The following is a 16943-nucleotide window of genomic DNA, read 5'->3' as shown; positions in this document are numbered from 1 at the left end:
AATCGTGGACTGTCATGGGGATTGCCCATTATGCCAGCCGCGGCCCCTGCCCGGCCGGCCGCGACGCTTTCGCAATGCAACTTGACGCTCCCGCCTGACCTCGGTCAGGCTCCAAACATACGCTTTCGTACGGGAGGATCACCCATGAAGTCATTGCTTCGCGCTGCCGTCGTTGCCGCCTTGCTGTTAGGCGCCGGGTCGGTGTTTGCGGCCGAGTCGACCCCGGTCGGTACCTGGAAGACCATCGACGATGAGACCGGCAAGCCCAAGTCCATCGTGAAAATCACGGACGACGCCGGCGAGCTCAAGGCGACCGTGGTGGAAGTGCTGCAGTCCGACGACGGCCCGCACCCCATCTGCAAGAACTGCGATGGCGAGCGCAAGGACAAGCCGATCGAAGGCATGAACATCATGTGGGGCGTCCATAAGGACGGCGACGTGTGGGACGGCGGCAAGATCCTCGACCCCAAGACCGGCAAGGTCTACAAGGTGAAGCTGCAGCCCAGCGCCGACGGCAGCAAGCTCACCGTGCGCGGCTATATCGGCTTCTCGCTGCTGGGCCGCAGCCAGGAGTGGCAGCGGCAGGAGTAACCCGCTTTGACTCCCTCTCCCCTCCGGGGAGAGGGCTGGGGTGAGGGGCCGATCTTGCGATCCCCTTTTGTAGGAGCGCACCCAGTGCGCGAAAAGCCTACGGAGCGGAAACGCCAAACGCCGCGGTCGCGCACTGGGTGCGCTCCTACAACAGGCTTCGCTCAGGCCGAATCCGCCCGGTGCACCGCCACGCCACGCGCCGTAAACGCCGTGCGCGCCGCCCGATCCGCCGAATGCTCCACCACCAGATGCTGCACGCGTGACAGCTCCGCCACCTGATGCGTAGCGACGGCGCCGAGCTTGTCATCGGTGGCGACCACCACGGTCTCGTCGCTGGCTTCGATCATCGCGCGCTTGAACAGCGCTTCTTCGCTGTCGAAACCCCACAGGCCATGCGCCGCATCGATCGCGCACGCGCCCGGAAAACACAGGTCCGCACGCACGCGACGCACCTGCTCCACTGCCTGCGCGCCGATGGTGCCGCCGATGCTGGCATCGACGCGACCACCGATCAGCAGCACGTCGAAGCCTTCCCGGTCCAGCAGCAACTGCGCGATATGCGGCGCATTGGTGATGACGGTGAGCCGCGCCCCGGTGGGCAACACCGAGGCAATCGCGACGTTGGTGGTGCCGGTATCGATCAGCAGGGTCTGGCCGGGTCGCACCAGCTCCGCCGCCTTGCGCGCCAATGCCTGCTTGCGCGCCGAATGCTCGCTTCGACGCTGCTTGAGCGGCGACGGCGTGGCCGTGGGCAGCAGCGCGCCGCCATAGACACGCTTGCATAAACCCATCGCCGCCAGTTCGCGCAGGTCGCGTCGAATGGAATCTTCCGACACGTCGAAGATGGCAGCGAGTTCCGCCGCCACCACGCGCCCGTCGTTACGCAGTTTCGCCAGGATGCGCTGCTGCCGCTCCTGGGGCAGCGCGCCGCTGTCCGGTGCGGGCTTAGCCATGGCGCACTTCTTCGCCGACGAGCAGGCCAAGTTCGATGAGTCGCGTACGCAAGCCATCGGGCTCACTGAACCACCAGCCCTGCATGCCCAGCGCCTCGGCGGCGTCCACGTTGCGCCGGGAGTCGTCGATGTAGAGCGCGCGTGCCGGATCCACCGCGTAGCGATCGAGCAGACACTGGTAGATGCGCGGATCGGGCTTGATCAGTCGCTCTTCACCCGACACCACGATGCCTTCGAACCACTGCAGGAACGGATAGCGCTGCCGGGCGATGGGAAACGTCTCCTGTGACCAGTTGGTGAGCGCCAGGAGACGCACACCGCGTGCCTTGAGTTCGGCCAGCAATGCCACGGTTCCGTCGATGGGTCCGACCAGGGTTTCTTCCCAGCGCCGGTGATAAGCGTCGATCAGCTCCGCATGCTCGGGATAGCGACCGCGCAGCAAGGCCGTCGCCTCGGACCATGGGCGACCCGCGTCCTGCTGCTCGTTCCATGCGCTGTTGCAGACTTCGCGCAGGAACCATTCCATGCGTTCCTCATCATCGATCAATTGTCGATAGAGGCGGCGCGGGTCCCAGGCAATCAACACGTTGCCGAGATCGAAAATAACAGTGTCGACAGGCTTGCTCATCGCTGCACGATCCTTGCCGAAAGTCCTACCAGCACCAACAACCCGGCCACCGCAGCAAACGCCGCCGGCAGGCTGCTCGCATGCGCTACAAAACCGATCAAGGCCGGACCGCTCAGCAACCCCGCGTAACCCAGCGTGGTGGCCGTGGCGATCGCGATCGCGGGTGGCGTGCCCGGCAGGCGGCCAGCCGCGCTGAACATCACCGGCACGATGTTGGAAGCGCCCAGGCCGATCAGCACGAAGCCCCCGAGCGCAGCGAATGCGCCGGGCGCCAACGCCACCATCAGGAATCCTGCAACCGCCAGCGCGGCGCCGGTGCGCACGGCCCAGACGGGCCCGAAGCGCGCGATCAGGCGATCACCGGTGAGGCGGCCCAGCGCCATCGCCACCGAGAAACACGCATAGCCGAAGCCGGCGGAAGCCGCCGCGAACCCACGGAAATCGCGCAGGAATACCGCGCTCCAGTCGAGCATCGCGCCTTCGGCGAGAAAACTGGCGAAGCACATCAGGCCAAGCAGCCACGCCAGCGCGTGCGGCATGCCGAACGTGCTCTTTTCCGTTTCCGTCGCCACCGGCGCATCGTCGAGCAGGTCACGGCGCAGCCATAGCACCAGCGACAGCAACACCACGGCAACGGCCGTCGCCGCGATCGGCAGCGACAACCCCATGGCCAGCAGGCCACTCACCACGGCAGCGCCCGTGAGGCCACCGACGCTGAAAAGACCATGGAAACCCGACATCAGACGACCGCCGTCCAGCCGTTCCACATCGACGGCATGCGCGTTCATCGCCACGTCGACCGCGCCGAGCATCACGCCGAAATAGAACAGCGCCGCGACCAGCATCGCGATGCTCGACGCCATGGCCAGCGCAGGCAGCGCGAGGCACATCAACAGGCCCGAAACGACGATGAGCGCGCGGTTGCCCAGCTTGTGCGCGAGCCAGCCCACGAACGGCATCGACAACATCGAGCCGCCGCCGAATACCAGCAACGCCAGACCCAATTGCGCATCATCCAGGCCGAGCCGAGCCTTGGCGTAGGGAACCATGGGCGCCCACGCCGACATGCCGATCCCGGACACAAGGAAGATCACGCGCGTGGCTCGCCGCGCGGCGCCCAGCGAACGGGCCTCGGGAAGGCCTTGGACAGGATCGGGAATCGCTTTCACTGCGGACTCTTGGAGGGAGAGAACGCGAGCAACAGTACACAATCGTGCAAAAACGTGCAATACCGTGACAATCATGCACCGACTGCTGCCCGTTTCATGCCTTGCCGCTGCCCGATCTGGCAACCATGCTCGCGGTCAGGCCAAGCAAGGAGCGCGGAATGCCCACCATCTTCACCCATGCCGTTGTCCCGTTGATGATCGGCGGCGCAGCAGGTCGTCGCGTCATCAGTCGCCGATTGATGGCCGCCGGCGCCATCGCGGCGATGCTGCCTGATGCCGATGTCCTCGCGTTCAAGCTGCATGTCGCCTACGCCGACAGCTTCGGCCATCGTGGCGCGACACATTCGATCGCCTTTGCAGGCCTGCTTGGGCTCGCTGCCTTCATCGGGCACCGGCGATGGGAGAGCACGCCATGGCGTAGCGCCGCTTTCGTAGGACTGGCCGCACTCTCGCATCCGTTGCTCGATGCCTGCACCGATGGCGGCCTCGGCGTGGCGCTCTGGTGGCCCTTCAGCGATACGCGCTGGTTTGCGCCGTTTCACCCTATCGCGGTGTCGCCGATCGGTGCTCGCTTCTTCAGCGAGCGGGGCTGGCATGTGATGGCGTCGGAGTTCGGTTGGGTGTGGCTGCCGACGGCCATCGTCGCGGCGTGCATCGTGGCGTGGCGGCGGACGTCCAAACGGGCGTGATCGGCTCCGCAGCGCCGATCGCGCGGTTTCCCGGGGACGCCATGCCATAATGCACAACCCCTTCTTAGCCGCTTCCATCCATGAGCCGTCGCCTACTCGTCACCAACGCCCTGCCCTATGCCAATGGTCCGCTGCATCTGGGCCATCTGCTGGGCTACATTCAGGCCGATATCTGGGTGCGGGCGCAACGGATGCAGGGCAACGAGGCGGTCTACGTCTGTGCCGATGACGCGCACGGCACGCCGATCATGCTGGCCGCCGAGAAGGCGGGCCTGTCGCCAGAGACATACATCGAAGGCATCCGCGTCGGCCACGAGGCGGATTTCGCCGCCTTCAACGTGGCGTTCGACCACTATCACACGACCCATTCGGAAGAGAACCGCGCGCTGGCCTCGCTGATCTACACGCGGCTGCGCGAAGGCGGCTACATCGCACGCCGCGACATCCAGCAGTTGTTCGACCCCGAAAAGCAGATGTTCCTGCCGGACCGTTACATCAAGGGCACCTGCCCCAATTGCGGCACGGCCGACCAGTACGGCGACAACTGCGAGAACTGCGGCGCGACCTACGCGCCCACCGACCTGCTCAACCCGTATTCGGTGATGTCGGGCGCCACGCCGGTGCTGCGCGATTCGGAGCATTACTTCTTCGAACTGGGCAAGTTCGAGCCGCTGCTGCGCGACTGGTTCGGGGGCAAGCTCACCGATGGACAACCCGTCGCCAACAGCGGCGTGGTGGCGAAGCTGCGCGAATGGCTCGATAGTGGCCTCAAGGATTGGGACATCTCGCGCGATGCGCCTTATTTCGGCTTCCCGATCCCCGATGCGCCCGGCAAGTTCTTCTACGTGTGGCTGGACGCGCCGGTGGGTTACCTCGCCAGCTTCAAGGCGCTGTGTGACCGCACCGACCTGAAGTTCGAAGACTTCCTCGCGTCCGACAGCCATGCCGAACTGCACCACTTCATCGGCAAGGACATCATCAATTTCCACGGCCTGTTCTGGCCGGCGATGCTGCACGGCGCGAACTTCCGCACGCCGACCGCATTGCACGTCAACGGCTACCTGACGGTGAACGGCGCAAAGATGTCCAAGTCGCGCGGCACCTTCATCCAGGCGCGTACCTATCTCGATGCGGGGCTGCATCCGGAATTCCTGCGCTACTACTTCGCCAGCATGCTGAGCGATACGCCGGTGGACGTGGACCTGGACCTCAAGGCCTTCGAGGAGCGCGTCAATTCGCATCTCGTCGGCAAGTGGGTGAACATCGCCAGCCGCACCGCAGGCTTCGTACAGAAGTATTTCGAGGGTCGCCTCGCGCCGGCCTTCAGCCATGAAGAACAGGAGCTGTGGCGAGAGCTGCTGTCGCTCTACGGCGACGTGCCCACGCTGTACAACGGCGGCGAGTTCGCCGAAGTGACGCGCCGCTTCGTCACCATGGCCGACATGGTCAACGGCTACATCGCCGCCAAGGCGCCATGGGCGATCGCCAAGGACGAATCGCGCCGCGACGAACTGCACCAGGTGTGCTCGTTCGCGCTGGCCGCGTTCCGCCTGCTGGCCGGCCTGCTCAAGCCCGTGTTGCCGGGCACCGTCGAGGCGGCCGAGCGTTTCCTCGCCGCGCCGATCAACGATTTCGACGATGCGCGCGCCGAGCTGCACAACCACACCGTGAACGTGTTCGAGCCGCTGCTCGGACGTATCGACCCCAAGCACGTCGTGGCGATGGTGGAGATGTCCAAGGACTCCCTCGCGCCCGCCGACAAGCCGAAGCCCACGCCGAAGAAAGCCAAGGACACCAGCAAGCCCATGAGCGAAGCCAGCACCACTCCGACCGCCACCACCGACGGCCCCGCCGTGATCGGTATCGACGACTTCGCCAAGCTCGACCTGCGCGTGGGCAAGGTCACCGCGTGCGAATTCGTGGACGGCTCGGACAAGCTGCTGCGTTTCGAACTCGATGCCGGCCCGCTGGGTACGCGCCAGATCTTCTCCGGCATCCGCGCCGCCTATGGCGAGCCGGAAAAGCTGGTCGGCCGCAACGTGGTGTTCATCGCCAACCTGGCACCCCGCAAGATGCGTTTCGGCCTCTCCGAAGGCATGATCCTCTCCGCCGGTGATGGCGGCAGCGATCTGTTCCTGCTGGACGCCGACCAGGGAGCGAAGCCGGGCGCGACCGTCCGCTGACCCCATGATGCTCGCCGATCGCATCGACGCCCTGCTGCCACAGACGCAGTGCGAACAATGCGGCTTCCATGGCTGCCGCCCCTACGCGGAGGCGATGGCGCGGGGCGAAGCGCCCATCAATCGATGTCCGCCGGGTGGCGCCGCGGGTATCGCGCGTCTCGCCGAGCTGCTGGGCACGCCCGTATTGCCGCTCGATCCGGAACACGGCGTCGAGAAGCCGCGCGCGCTGGCGCGCATCGTGGAGGCGGACTGCATCGGCTGCACGAAGTGCATCCAGGCCTGCCCGGTCGATGCGATCGTCGGCGCGGCGAAGTTGATGCATACGGTGATCGCCGACGACTGCACCGGCTGCGAGTTGTGCGTTCCCGCCTGTCCGGTGGATTGCATCGTGCTCGAGCCGATGCCGCTCACGCAGGTGGAGGATCCCATCCACGCCGATAACGCGCGCGCCCACTTCCAGCGCCGCGAGGCACGGCTTGCGCGCGAGCAGTCTCGGCGCGAGGCCGAACTGGCGGCGCGCAAGGCCGAGGTGGGTACCGCCACGCAAACCAACCCGGTACTCGCCGCGCTTGCGCGTGCCCGCGCGAAACAAGGAAAGCCCTCGTGAAGAAAGCCGACGTCGTCGAGCTGTTTACCCGCCTGCGCGAACTCGATCCGCATCCCACCACGGAACTCAACTACACCACGCCGTTCGAGCTGCTGGTGGCGGTGGTGCTGTCGGCGCAGGCCACCGACGTGGGCGTGAACAAGGCGACAAAAAAACTTTACCCGGTTGCTAACACCGCGCAGGCCATCCTCGATCTCGGCGAGGAGAAGCTCAAGCCGTACATCAGCACCATCGGCCTGTTCAACGCCAAGGCCAAGAACGTGATCGCGCTGTGTCGCATCCTGGTCGAGCAATATGGCGGCGAAGTGCCCGACACGCGCGAGGCGCTGGAGGCTCTGCCGGGCGTGGGACGCAAGACCGCCAACGTCGTGCTCAACACCGCGTTTGGCCACCCGACCATCGCGGTGGACACGCATATCTTCCGTGTCGCCAACCGCACTGGTCTCGCGCCGGGCAAAGACGTGCGAGCGGTGGAAGACAAGCTCGAGAAGGTCGTGCCTCCGCAGTTCAAGCAAGACGCTCACCACTGGCTGATCCTGCACGGCCGTTACGTATGCAAGGCGCGCAAGCCCGACTGTCCGCGCTGTGTCATTCGCGACCTGTGTCGTTACAAGCACAAGACCGTCGACGCCGAAAAAGCATGACGAGTGGCATATAGCACGCGTTTTGCGCGCCCAAGCCTCATGTTTTCATCAGCGTTTCGCGCAACTCCATCAAGCTTGCCGAGCGGCGCGAGCCTATGTTGAAGCCTCCCCCGGAACCTCGAATCCCGTCAGGAGGCCATCATGAAGCGCTTGATTCTCCCCGCCGTCATCGCGCTAGGACTTGTCTTCACTGGTACCGCCAGCGCCGCCGTTGAAACCTACACCGTCGACCTCAATGGCTATGCCGTCATTGGTTTCGTCGGACACAGTCCCGAAGATTTCGCTCGGGCCCAGCAGCAAGCCCAGGGTTGGGAGCGCGAACGCCACCTGATGCTCAAGCCCCAGACCATCAAGGCCGTGGCCATCGACCAGTCCGAAGGCGCCGCCCTGAGCGAGGCGCAACTCAAGCAGGCCATCGTCGCCGCAGCGCTGGCGAAGAGGCCCTGAACCGCGGTTCTCCGGCGCCCCTTGGACGCCATCGCAGGGAACCTGACGGCGGGCGAAGGCCCGCCGTCAGGCACTATGAACACCCGAATCGATTGACGGCGCGCATCCCAGCGGCCAACGTGTCGACTGCCGGCGGCAAAAGATCCACAAAAGGAAGTCTGGGGATCATGACGGCGGACGGTGGCATGGGCCACGTTTTCCCGATGCCGATACGGGTGCCTGCGCATGCATATTCTGTTGGTCGAGGACGATGCCGAGCTGGGCGGCGCCATCAAGCATGCGCTGGAGCACCAGTCGTACGCCATCACCTGGCTGCGTGACGGCCGCGAAGCCAGCGAGGCACTGCGCGGCACGCCGGTCGACCTGGTGCTGCTGGACCTTGGGCTGCCCGGCAAGGATGGCCTGGAGGTGCTCGCGCAGGCGCGACGCGCGGGCGTGAAGACGCCGGTGCTGGTGATGACCGCGCGCGATGCGCTGGAAACGCGCATCCGCGGCCTGGACCTGGGCGCCGACGACTACCTGGTCAAGCCCTTCCACCTGGGCGAACTGTCCGCGCGCATCCGCTCGCTGACCCGTCGCACGCAGGGTCTGGCCGACAACCTGGTCGAGGTCGGCGGACTGCGCCTCAACCTCGCCACCGCCGAGGTGGAATTTCGCGGCGAGCTGGTAAGCCTCACCCGCCGCGAGTTCGCCCTGCTCCGCGTGTTGATGGAACGCGCCGGCCGCATCGTGCGCCGCGAGACGCTGGAAAACTCCGTCTACGGCCTGGACACCGTGGTCGAGCGCAACGCCATCGAAGTGCAGGTGCACTGGCTGCGCCGCAAGCTCAGCACCGAGGTGATCCATACGGTGCGCGGCATCGGCTACATGATTCCGCGCGAGCCAAAATGAGGACGGACGCCCATCCCGCCAGTCTTCGCACGCGCCTCACGTGGCTGATCATCGCGGTGATGGTCGCCGTGCTGATCCCACTCGGCTGGATCAGCTACCGCCGCGAGCTGCGCGAGATGAACGAGTTGCTGGACGGCCGCCTCGCGCAAGCCGGTCGCACGCTGGGCACGCTCATCGCCCATGGCGAACTGCCGCAACGCGATGCCGAGCTGCCGGGTATCAAGCAGGATGGCGAAACGCGGCATCACGGCGTGGTGGTGTCGGTGCATCCGCGCAACTACGAACCGGAAGTAGGCTTCCAGGCCTACGATCCGAGCGGCGAGTTGATCGCCGCGACGTCGAACCTTTCCGACCTGCCCCCGCCCTCGGCCGACGAACGCGGCTTCCGCGACATCCGCCACGAAGGACGCCTGTGGCGCACCTTCACCCTGCAGAACCGCGCCAACCTCGTGATCCGCATCGGCGAGCGTTCGGACAATCGCCAGGACATCGCGCGCGGCCTGGTGATCGAACACACCCTGCCGCTGCTGATCGGCCTGCCCTTGCTGGCACTGCTGGTGAGCCTGGCGGTGAAGCGCGGCCTGCGTCCTGTCGCGGTGCTTACCGAGATGCTGGACCGGCGCACGCCGGGCAGCCGCAAGCCGATGCCCGCCAACGTCGCGCCGCAGGAGATCAAGCCGCTGATCGTCGCGCTCAACCAGCAGCTGGAACGATTGGAAGACGCGCTGGAACGCGAGCACCGCTTCGCCACCGACGTGGCGCACGAGCTGCGCACACCGCTGGCCGCGACCATGATCCATCTGGAAAGCGCGATGATCTCGGACGACCCCACCGAGGTCGAGTTCACAGTGCGCAACGCGCAGCAGAGCATGGCGCGACTCGGCCGCCGCGTGGAACAGATCCTGGCGATGGCGCGCCTCGAAGCCGGCGCCGCCTCCCAGCAACGCACGGCGCTGGACCTGGCGCGCATCGCCACCGAGGTCATCGAGGAACTGGCGCCGATGATCGTCGAGAAGGACATCACCGCCAGCCTCAGCAATGACGACGAACCGGTCGTCGTGCGCGGCCACGAGGTGGCACTCACCGCCATGTTCCGCAACCTGATCGAGAACGCCCTGCGCTACACCGAAGCCGGCGGGCAGGTCGAGGTGGCCATCCATCGCGACGGCACCATGGCCATCATCGACATCTACGACAACGGCCCCGGCATTCCGGAGGGACGTCGCCAGGCGGTGTTCCAGCGCTTCCATCGCGAGGAGGAAAGCGCCACGCGTGGCTACGGGCTGGGGTTGAACATCGTGCAGCGAGCGATCGAGCTGCATGAGGCCTCGGTCGAGTTGCTGGAGTCGCCGCTGGGGAGGGGATTGCTGGTGAGGATTCGGATGGTGTCGGAGGCAGCGTAGGCGGCGTTCCGGCGACACCTCCATCCGCTGCGACGGAAAAGAGTCCCTGTGCGAGCGGCAGCTTTTCCTCGGAGCGAGAAGGATTCTTCGCAGCAAGCTTGCGCTATAGCCCTCTCCCATTGGGAGAGGGGTTGGGGTGAGGGTGCGGGACTTGCCGAACCTTCAGCCTTTCGCTCCGCCCGCACCCTCATCCGCCTGCGACCGAAGAGAGTCCCTGTGGGACCGGCACCTTCTCTCCCACGGGGACGACCTTCGGGTCGCCGAGGGGAGAAAGATTACTCCGTCGCGGGCTTACGATAGAGCCCCTCTCCCCTCGGGAGAGGGGTTGGGGTGAGGGTACGGACTAGCCTCAAGTCACTGCTTCGACCGAACCCTCATCCGCCTGCCGGCACCTTCTCCCGGAGGGAGAAGGGCTCCTGCGTTCGAGCTCTGAGGCACGGCAACCCAGTCTCATCATCGCCAGGCACCGCCAAGCCCTCTTCAGCCACCCAAAAGGTTTCCACAAGATTGCGTTGCGATCATGGACTCATCGGGCCCTGCGCCTGCACCGAGCCATGACATGCCCTTGCTTTCGCGCTCCCCCGCATCCGGACCACCCTGCCTCCAGCCGCCCTCGCCGTGACCCCACCGTAACGGCACCGCCTTCCCGGCGCCGTCTGCGCGCCACGTTCCGCTGGAATCTCCATGGTTGGTCTAGTCCGCATCGCCCTGTCGCGACCGCTCACCTTCATCGTGCTGGCGATCGTCATTCTCATCGCCGGCCCGCTGGCGGCCTTTCGCACGCCCACCGACATCTTCCCGAACATCGGCATCCCGGTGATCAGCGTCGTGTGGTCCTACAACGGCCTGCCGCCCGACCAGATGTCCGGCCGCGTCATCTACTACTACGAGCGCCAGATCACCACCTCGGTGAACGACATCGAGCACATGGAGTCGCAGTCGCTGCCGGGCGTGGGCATCGTGAAGATCTTCTTCCAGCCTGGCGTGGACATCCGCACCGCCACCGCGCAGGTCACCTCGATCTCGCAGACGGTGGTGAAACAGATGCCGCCGGGCATCACGCCGCCGCTGATCCTCAACTACAACGCCTCGACCGTGCCGGTGCTGCAGATGGCGTTGTCGAGCAACGAACTTTCCGAATCCAAGATCCGCGACATCGGCCAGAACTTCATGCGTCCGACGCTGATCTCCGTGCCTGGCGTCGCGATCCCCACGCCATATGGCGGCAAGCAGCGCCAGATCACGCTGGATCTCGATCCGCAGGCGCTCGCCGCGAAGGGACTGTCCGCGCAGGACGTGGGCAATGCGCTTTCCGCGCAGAACCAGATCATCCCCGTCGGCACGGCGAAGATCGGCACCTACGAATACCACGTGCAGCTCAACAACAGCCCGACGGCGATCGACGAGATCAATGCACTCCCGGTGAAGACCGTCAATGGCGCCACCATCACCATCGGCGACGTGGCGCACGTGCGCGACGGCGCGCCGCCGCAGAACAACGTGGTGCGCGTGGACGGCAAGCGCGCCGTGCTGATGCCCGCGCTGAAGACCGGCAGCGCGTCGACGCTGGACGTGGTCGCCGGCATCAAGAAGCTGCTCCCGCTGATCAAGGAGACCCAGCCGTCCTCGTTGAAGATCTCGCTGCTGGCCGATCAATCGGTGTTCGTGAAGTCCGCCATCAGCTCGGTGGCGCGCGAAGGCATCATCGCCGCCCTGCTCACCTCGGTGATGATCCTGGTATTTCTGGGCAGCTGGCGCTCCACGGTGATCATCGCCGTGTCGATTCCACTGTCGATTCTTTCCGCCATTGCCCTGCTGTCCGCGTCCGGGCAAACACTCAACGTGATGACCCTGGGCGGCCTCGCGCTCGCGGTCGGCATCCTGGTGGACGACGCCACGGTGACCATCGAGAACATCAACTGGCACCTTGAGCAAGGCAAGGACGTGCATACCGCCATCATGGATGGCGCGAAACAGATCGTGACGCCGGCGTTCGTCTCGCTGCTGTGCATCTGCATCGTGTTCGTGCCGATGTTCATGCTCAACGGCATCGCGGGCTTCCTGTTCCGCCCGATGGCGCTGGCGGTGATCTTCGCCATGGCGTCCTCGTTCCTGCTCTCGCGCACGCTGGTGCCGACGCTGGCGATGTACCTGCTCAAGCCACACCACACCGAGCATGGCAAGGGCGACCATCCGGAAGACCCCTACATCAACCATCACGAAGGCGACCAGCCGGCGCAGCGCCGTCGCTCCTACCTGATGGTGCGGCTGGTGTCGATGCAGCAACGCTTCGAGCATCACTTCACGCGCGTGCGCGACCTGTACTACGCGACGCTGGCTATCGCCCTGGCCCACCGGCGCAAGTTCGTCATCGGCTTCCTCGGCTTCGTGCTGGTCTCGTTCGCGCTGGTGCCGTTCCTCGGTCGCGACTTCTTCCCCGAAGTCGATGCGGGCTCCATCGCCATCCATGTGCGGGCCCCGATGGGCACGCGCGTGGAAGAGACGGCGGCGGAGTTCGACCACATCGAGGCGGCCATTCGCAAGGTGATTCCGCCCGACCAGCTTGAAACGGTGATCGACAATATCGGCCTGCCGCTCAGCGGCACCAACCTGGTCTACAACGCCAGCGGCACCATCGGCCCGCAGGACGGCGACATCCAGATCGTGCTGAAGGATGGCCACGGCCCCAGCGCCGACTTCGTGCGCGATCTGCGCGCCAAGCTGCCACGCGAATTCCCCGGCACGCAGTTCGCGTTCCTGCCGTCGGACATGAGCACGCAGATCCTCAACTTCGGTGCGCCCGCGCCGCTGGACATCAACATCACCGGCCGCGATCGCGAAGCGAACGAGGCCTACGCGATGGCGATGATGAAGGAGCTGCGCAAGGTGCCGGGCATCGCCGACGTGCGCCTGCAGCAGAGTTCCAGCTATCCGCAGCTCAACGTGAAGGTGAACCGCACGCGCGCCGATCAGCTCGGCGTGACCGAGCGCGACGTCACCAACAGCATGGTGGCCTCGCTCGCCGGCAGTTCGCAGGTGGCGCCGGCGTTCTGGCTGAATCCCAAGAGCGGCGTGTCCTACGCGATCGTGGCATCGACGCCGCAATACCGCATGGACAGCATGGCCGACCTCGCGAGCCTTCCCGTGACGGCCGGCGGCAAGAGCGCGAGCCAGATCCTCGGTGGCCTCGCCACCTTCACGCGCGAACCCAGTGCCGCGGTGGTCTCGCACTACAACATCATGCCGGCCTACGACATCTACGCCACCGTGCAGGATCGCGATCTCGGTGCGGTGGCTGCCGGCGTGCAGAAGGTGCTCGACCATTTCGCCGCATCGCGTCCCAAGGGCACCGTCGTGGCGTTGCATGGGCAGGTCGGCACGATGAACGAAGCGTTCGGCGGCCTGGTCTTCGGCCTGGTCGGCGCGATCGTGCTGATCTACCTGCTGATCGTGGTGAACTTCCAGTCGTGGCTCGATCCGTTCGTGATCATCACCGCCCTGCCCGCGGCGCTCGCCGGCATCGTGTGGATGCTGTTCATCACGCACACCACGCTGTCGGTGCCTGCGCTAACCGGCGCCATCATGTGCATGGGCGTCGCGACCGCCAACTCGATCCTCGTGGTGAGCTTCTGCCGCGAACGCCTGGCCGAACATGGCGATGCCATGAAGGCCGCGCTCGAAGCCGGCTTCACCCGCTTCCGTCCGGTCTGCATGACCGCGCTGGCGATGATCATCGGCATGTTGCCAATGGCATTGAGCGCGGAACAGAACTCGCCGCTGGGCCGCGCCGTCATCGGCGGCCTGCTGTTCGCCACTTTCGCCACCCTGCTGTTCGTGCCGGTGATCTTCAGCATCGTGCATGGCAGCGAGCAGGCGCAGCCGTCACCCGATTCCCTGATTGGAGATACCGTTCATGCCGCATGATGCCCATGCCGCCACGACGCCGCGGCAACCGCCCAATGTGTCCAAGGCATTGCGCGCAGGCATTGCCCTGGCCGTGCTGGCCACCATCGCGGGCATTTCCGTGCGCGCGTACGACTACCACCGCGTGGTGAAGTGGACCGACGCGCAGGTGCTGCCAAGCGTGCAGGTGATCGCGCCCGACGTCGGCGGCGCTGCCGAAGGCATGACGCTGCCTGGCCATCTGGACGCCTGGATCAGCGCGCCGATCCATGCGCGCGTGGGCGGCTACCTCAAGAGCTGGGATCACGACATCGGCAGCCAGGTCACCGCCAACCAGACGCTGGCTACCATCGACACGCCGGAACTGGACCAGCAGTTCGAGCAGGCCAAGGCTAATCTCGCACGTGCGAAAGCCAATGCCCGTCTCGCTGCATTGACCGACAAGCGCTGGAAGAACCTGCTCGCCTCCAACTCGGTGTCGCGCCAGGAAGCCGACGAGAAAGCCGGCGAAGCCGAAGCGGCGCAAGCCAACGTGCAGGCCGCGCAGGCCGACATGGACCGCATCGCGGCGCTGGAAGCGTTCAAGCATGTCACCGCGCCGTTCGCCGGCACGGTCACCGCGCGCCATACCGACATCGGCGACCTGATCAGCGCGAACGACAGCGGCCCGGCCCTGTTCACCGTTTCCGACACCAGCCGCATGCGCCTCTATGTGGATGTGCCGCAGGGCTATGCGGGCGCGATCAAGCCGGGCATGAGCGTGCAGCTCGATGTGCCGGATCATCCGGGTGAGCAGTTCACCGGCCATCTCATCGGCAATGCCGGCGCGGTGAACCAGGCATCCGGTACCGTGCTCGCGCAGTTCGAAGTGGACAACACGAAGAACGCGTTGATGCCGGGCGCGTATGCCGAAGTGCATCTACCGACCGGCAACGGCAGCCACGTCATCACCGTGCCGGCCACCGTACTGCTGTTCCGCGCGCAGGGCCCGCAGGTGGCCGTGCTGGGTGCTGGCAACAAGGCGGAGCTGCGCAAGGTGCACATCGCGCTCGACCTCGGTGATCACCTGCAGATCGACCAGGGCTTGAAGCCCGGCGACCGCATCATCGACCATCCGCCCGATTCGCTGATGCAGGGCGACCAGGTGATGGTGGCAACCGCGGCGTCCAGCGCGAAGAAGGGGTAACGACCATGCGCCGTGCTTTGCTGTTGCGTCTGTGCTGCCTTGCGGCGATCGCGGCGTTGCCCGCGTGCTCGCTCGCACCGGCCTACCAGAAGCCTGATGTCGGCAAGTTGCCGGAAGCGTTCGCCGGCCAGACCCGGGATGGACTGTGGTCGCCCGCGCATCCGGCGGACACGGCGTCGCGCGGCCCCTGGTGGTCGGTGTACGACAACCCCGAACTGGATCGGCTGGAACAGCAGCTCGATGCCGCCAATCCCTCGCTCTCCGTGGCGTTGGCGCGCTATGACGCGGCGCGGGCCGTGGTCGGCGAAGTTCGTTCGGATCTGTATCCGCACCTGGGCGTCAGTGCCAGCGACCTGCGCAATCGCCAGTCCGACAACCGCCCGTTGCGCGGCAGCAACCAGCCCAACGAGTACAGCGCGGACACGGTCGGCTTCTCCGCCGGCTACGAGCTGGACCTGTGGGGCCGCGTGCGCAACGAGGTCGCCGCCGGCAAGGCGGATGCCACGGCGGCGGCCGCGGATCTGGCGTCCGCGAAGCTCAGCCTGGAAGCGCAGCTGGCCAATCTCTACATCCGCCTGCGCGGCTATGACGTGCAGGACCGCATCCTCAAGGACACGCTGGACGCCTATCGCCAGGGGCTCGACATGACCCAGCGCCGCTTCGAAGGCGGCATTGCTTCGGGCCTGGACGTGAGCCGCGCGAAGACGCAGCTGTCCGATGCGATGGCCCAGGTGTCCGAGGTGGAAGCGCAACGCGGACTCACCGAGCACGCGATCGCCACGCTGGTCGGCGAGACGGCGTCCACCTTCAGGCTCTCCACCACCGACGCACCGATGCCGGTACCGGCGATTCCGCTGGGCGTACCGTCGACCTTGCTGCAAAGACGCCCCGACATCGCCGCCGCCGAGCGCCGCGTGTTTGCCGCGAATGCGGAGATCGGCGTGGCGCGTGCCGCGTTCTTCCCTCGCATCGGCCTGTCCGCCGTATTCGGCTGGCAGAACACCGGAGGCGAGCTGCTGACGGCGGGCAATCGCTATTGGGCGTTGGGGCCGGAACTCGCCATGAGCCTGTTCGACGGCGGTTTGCGCCATTCGCGCGTGCAGGCGGCGCAGGCGAATCTCGACGCCGCGGCGGGCCAGTACCGACAGGTGGTGTTGAACGCATTCCAGCAGGTGGAAGACAACCTCACCCTGCTGCAGCAGCTGGGCAAGGAAGCGCACGAACAGGACGATGCCGCCAGCTCGGCGCGCGACTCGCAGACCATCGCCACCAATCGCTATCGCGAAGGCGCGGTGAACTACCTCGACGTCGTCAGCGCGCAGACGGCCGCGCTGCAGGCCGAGCGCAGCGCCGAACAGGTGCGCACGCGTCGCCTGCAGGCCAGCGTCGATTTGATCCGCGCACTCGGAGGTGGTTGGGATACGTCGCAACTGGCCAGCGAAGACAAGGCGCTTTCCGAAGCCACACCCCGGGCCCGCTGACGTATCGGACCTACACCGATACGCCCGCCCGGGGACGTGGAACCCGTTCACATGCGGAGGGAGGGGGAAGCCGCGAACAGGTTCATGACACCCCGGGCCCACTGACGCGCCGAACCTACATCGACGCGCCCGCCCGGGGATGCTGGAACCTGTTCGCGCGCGGAGAGG

At 65.9% G+C, this 16943-nt stretch carries 14 protein-coding genes; 11 read left to right on the top strand and 3 right to left on the bottom strand.

Translation table 11 applies throughout. The features are described from left to right. Positions 1-144: 144 nt before the first annotated feature. Entirely contained in the window at positions 145-591 is a 447-nt protein-coding gene (locus tag CA260_RS07885) for a DUF2147 domain-containing protein (protein ID WP_111982175.1), read from the top strand. Between the two features lie 161 nt (positions 592-752). Here CA260_RS07885 and CA260_RS07880 read toward each other — a convergent pair whose 3' ends face one another. The 3 genes from CA260_RS07880 to CA260_RS07870 are packed head-to-tail and all read right to left on the bottom strand — an operon-like array spanning position 753 to position 3341. Beyond that, the gene (locus CA260_RS07880; protein WP_111982173.1) at positions 753-1544 is read right to left on the bottom strand and encodes a DeoR/GlpR family DNA-binding transcription regulator; all 792 of its coding nucleotides are present in this window, start codon (positions 1542-1544) and stop codon (positions 753-755) included. After that, complete coding sequence (locus CA260_RS07875) at positions 1537-2172, bottom strand: HAD family hydrolase (protein WP_111982171.1); 636 nt, start codon at positions 2170-2172, stop codon at positions 1537-1539. Before CA260_RS07875 ends, CA260_RS07880 begins: the two co-directional genes overlap by 8 nt. Continuing rightward, the gene (locus CA260_RS07870; RefSeq protein WP_238149648.1) at positions 2169-3341 is read right to left on the bottom strand and encodes an MFS transporter; all 1173 of its coding nucleotides are present in this window, start codon (positions 3339-3341) and stop codon (positions 2169-2171) included. Before CA260_RS07870 ends, CA260_RS07875 begins: the two co-directional genes overlap by 4 nt. Positions 3342-3499: 158 nt before the next feature. Between CA260_RS07870 and CA260_RS07865 the strand changes: the two genes are divergently transcribed. From CA260_RS07865 to CA260_RS07820, 10 genes are all read left to right on the top strand, one after another. Then, positions 3500-4030, top strand: a complete 531-nt coding sequence (locus tag CA260_RS07865) for a metal-dependent hydrolase (protein WP_172461746.1) — start codon at positions 3500-3502, stop codon at positions 4028-4030. An 80-nt stretch (positions 4031-4110) separates the two neighbouring features. Then, on the top strand, positions 4111-6213 hold the full coding sequence (gene metG / locus CA260_RS07860) for a methionine--tRNA ligase (protein ID WP_111982165.1): 2103 nt from the start codon (positions 4111-4113) through the stop codon (positions 6211-6213). A gap of 4 nt (positions 6214-6217) precedes the next feature. Next, complete coding sequence (locus CA260_RS07855; RefSeq protein WP_111982163.1) at positions 6218-6820, top strand: RnfABCDGE type electron transport complex subunit B; 603 nt, start codon at positions 6218-6220, stop codon at positions 6818-6820. Next, positions 6817-7464: an endonuclease III gene (gene nth, locus CA260_RS07850; protein WP_111982161.1), complete on the top strand. Its 648-nt coding sequence runs from the start codon at positions 6817-6819 to the stop codon at positions 7462-7464. Before CA260_RS07855 ends, nth begins: the two co-directional genes overlap by 4 nt. A gap of 141 nt (positions 7465-7605) precedes the next feature. Then, positions 7606-7911 (top strand): hypothetical protein, encoded by a 306-nt coding sequence (locus tag CA260_RS07845; protein WP_111982159.1) that lies wholly within the window; start codon positions 7606-7608, stop codon positions 7909-7911. 225 nt (positions 7912-8136) lie between these two features. Further along, positions 8137-8802 (top strand): response regulator, encoded by a 666-nt coding sequence (locus tag CA260_RS07840; RefSeq protein ID WP_111982157.1) that lies wholly within the window; start codon positions 8137-8139, stop codon positions 8800-8802. Beyond that, the gene (locus tag CA260_RS07835) at positions 8799-10205 is read left to right on the top strand and encodes a sensor histidine kinase (protein ID WP_111982155.1); all 1407 of its coding nucleotides are present in this window, start codon (positions 8799-8801) and stop codon (positions 10203-10205) included. Before CA260_RS07840 ends, CA260_RS07835 begins: the two co-directional genes overlap by 4 nt. Positions 10206-10889: 684 nt before the next feature. Further along, positions 10890-14129 (top strand): efflux RND transporter permease subunit, encoded by a 3240-nt coding sequence (locus tag CA260_RS07830; RefSeq protein WP_111982153.1) that lies wholly within the window; start codon positions 10890-10892, stop codon positions 14127-14129. Further along, the gene (locus tag CA260_RS07825) at positions 14119-15294 is read left to right on the top strand and encodes an efflux RND transporter periplasmic adaptor subunit (protein ID WP_111982151.1); all 1176 of its coding nucleotides are present in this window, start codon (positions 14119-14121) and stop codon (positions 15292-15294) included. The genes CA260_RS07830 and CA260_RS07825 overlap by 11 nt, the downstream gene beginning before the upstream one ends. A 5-nt stretch (positions 15295-15299) precedes the next feature. Next, positions 15300-16775 (top strand): efflux transporter outer membrane subunit, encoded by a 1476-nt coding sequence (locus CA260_RS07820; RefSeq protein ID WP_111982149.1) that lies wholly within the window; start codon positions 15300-15302, stop codon positions 16773-16775. Positions 16776-16943 lie beyond the last annotated feature (168 nt).

This window comes from Dyella jiangningensis (assembly GCF_003264855.1).
GTDB lineage: Bacteria > Pseudomonadota > Gammaproteobacteria > Xanthomonadales > Rhodanobacteraceae > Dyella > Dyella jiangningensis_C.
The sequence above is the reverse complement of the archived record's forward strand: the minus strand, read 5'-3'. Positions and strand labels throughout refer to the sequence as shown.

Excerpts from the sequence above, each read along its gene's own strand:
- CA260_RS07880 (WP_111982173.1), bottom strand. The coding sequence starts at position 1,544 with ATGGCTAAGCCCGCACCGGACAGCGGCGCGCTGCCCCAGGAGCGGCAG.
- CA260_RS07885 (WP_111982175.1), top strand. The coding sequence starts at position 145 with ATGAAGTCATTGCTTCGCGCTGCCGTCGTTGCCGCCTTGCTGTTAGGC.
- CA260_RS07840 (WP_111982157.1), top strand. The coding sequence starts at position 8,137 with ATGCATATTCTGTTGGTCGAGGACGATGCCGAGCTGGGCGGCGCCATC.
- CA260_RS07845 (WP_111982159.1), top strand. The coding sequence starts at position 7,606 with ATGAAGCGCTTGATTCTCCCCGCCGTCATCGCGCTAGGACTTGTCTTC.
- CA260_RS07820 (WP_111982149.1), top strand. The coding sequence starts at position 15,300 with ATGCGCCGTGCTTTGCTGTTGCGTCTGTGCTGCCTTGCGGCGATCGCG.
- CA260_RS07865 (WP_172461746.1), top strand. The coding sequence starts at position 3,500 with ATGCCCACCATCTTCACCCATGCCGTTGTCCCGTTGATGATCGGCGGC.
- CA260_RS07830 (WP_111982153.1), top strand. The coding sequence starts at position 10,890 with ATGGTTGGTCTAGTCCGCATCGCCCTGTCGCGACCGCTCACCTTCATC.
- CA260_RS07835 (WP_111982155.1), top strand. The coding sequence starts at position 8,799 with ATGAGGACGGACGCCCATCCCGCCAGTCTTCGCACGCGCCTCACGTGG.
- CA260_RS07855 (WP_111982163.1), top strand. The coding sequence starts at position 6,218 with ATGATGCTCGCCGATCGCATCGACGCCCTGCTGCCACAGACGCAGTGC.
- metG (WP_111982165.1), top strand. The coding sequence starts at position 4,111 with ATGAGCCGTCGCCTACTCGTCACCAACGCCCTGCCCTATGCCAATGGT.
- CA260_RS07825 (WP_111982151.1), top strand. The coding sequence starts at position 14,119 with ATGCCGCATGATGCCCATGCCGCCACGACGCCGCGGCAACCGCCCAAT.
- CA260_RS07875 (WP_111982171.1), bottom strand. The coding sequence starts at position 2,172 with ATGAGCAAGCCTGTCGACACTGTTATTTTCGATCTCGGCAACGTGTTG.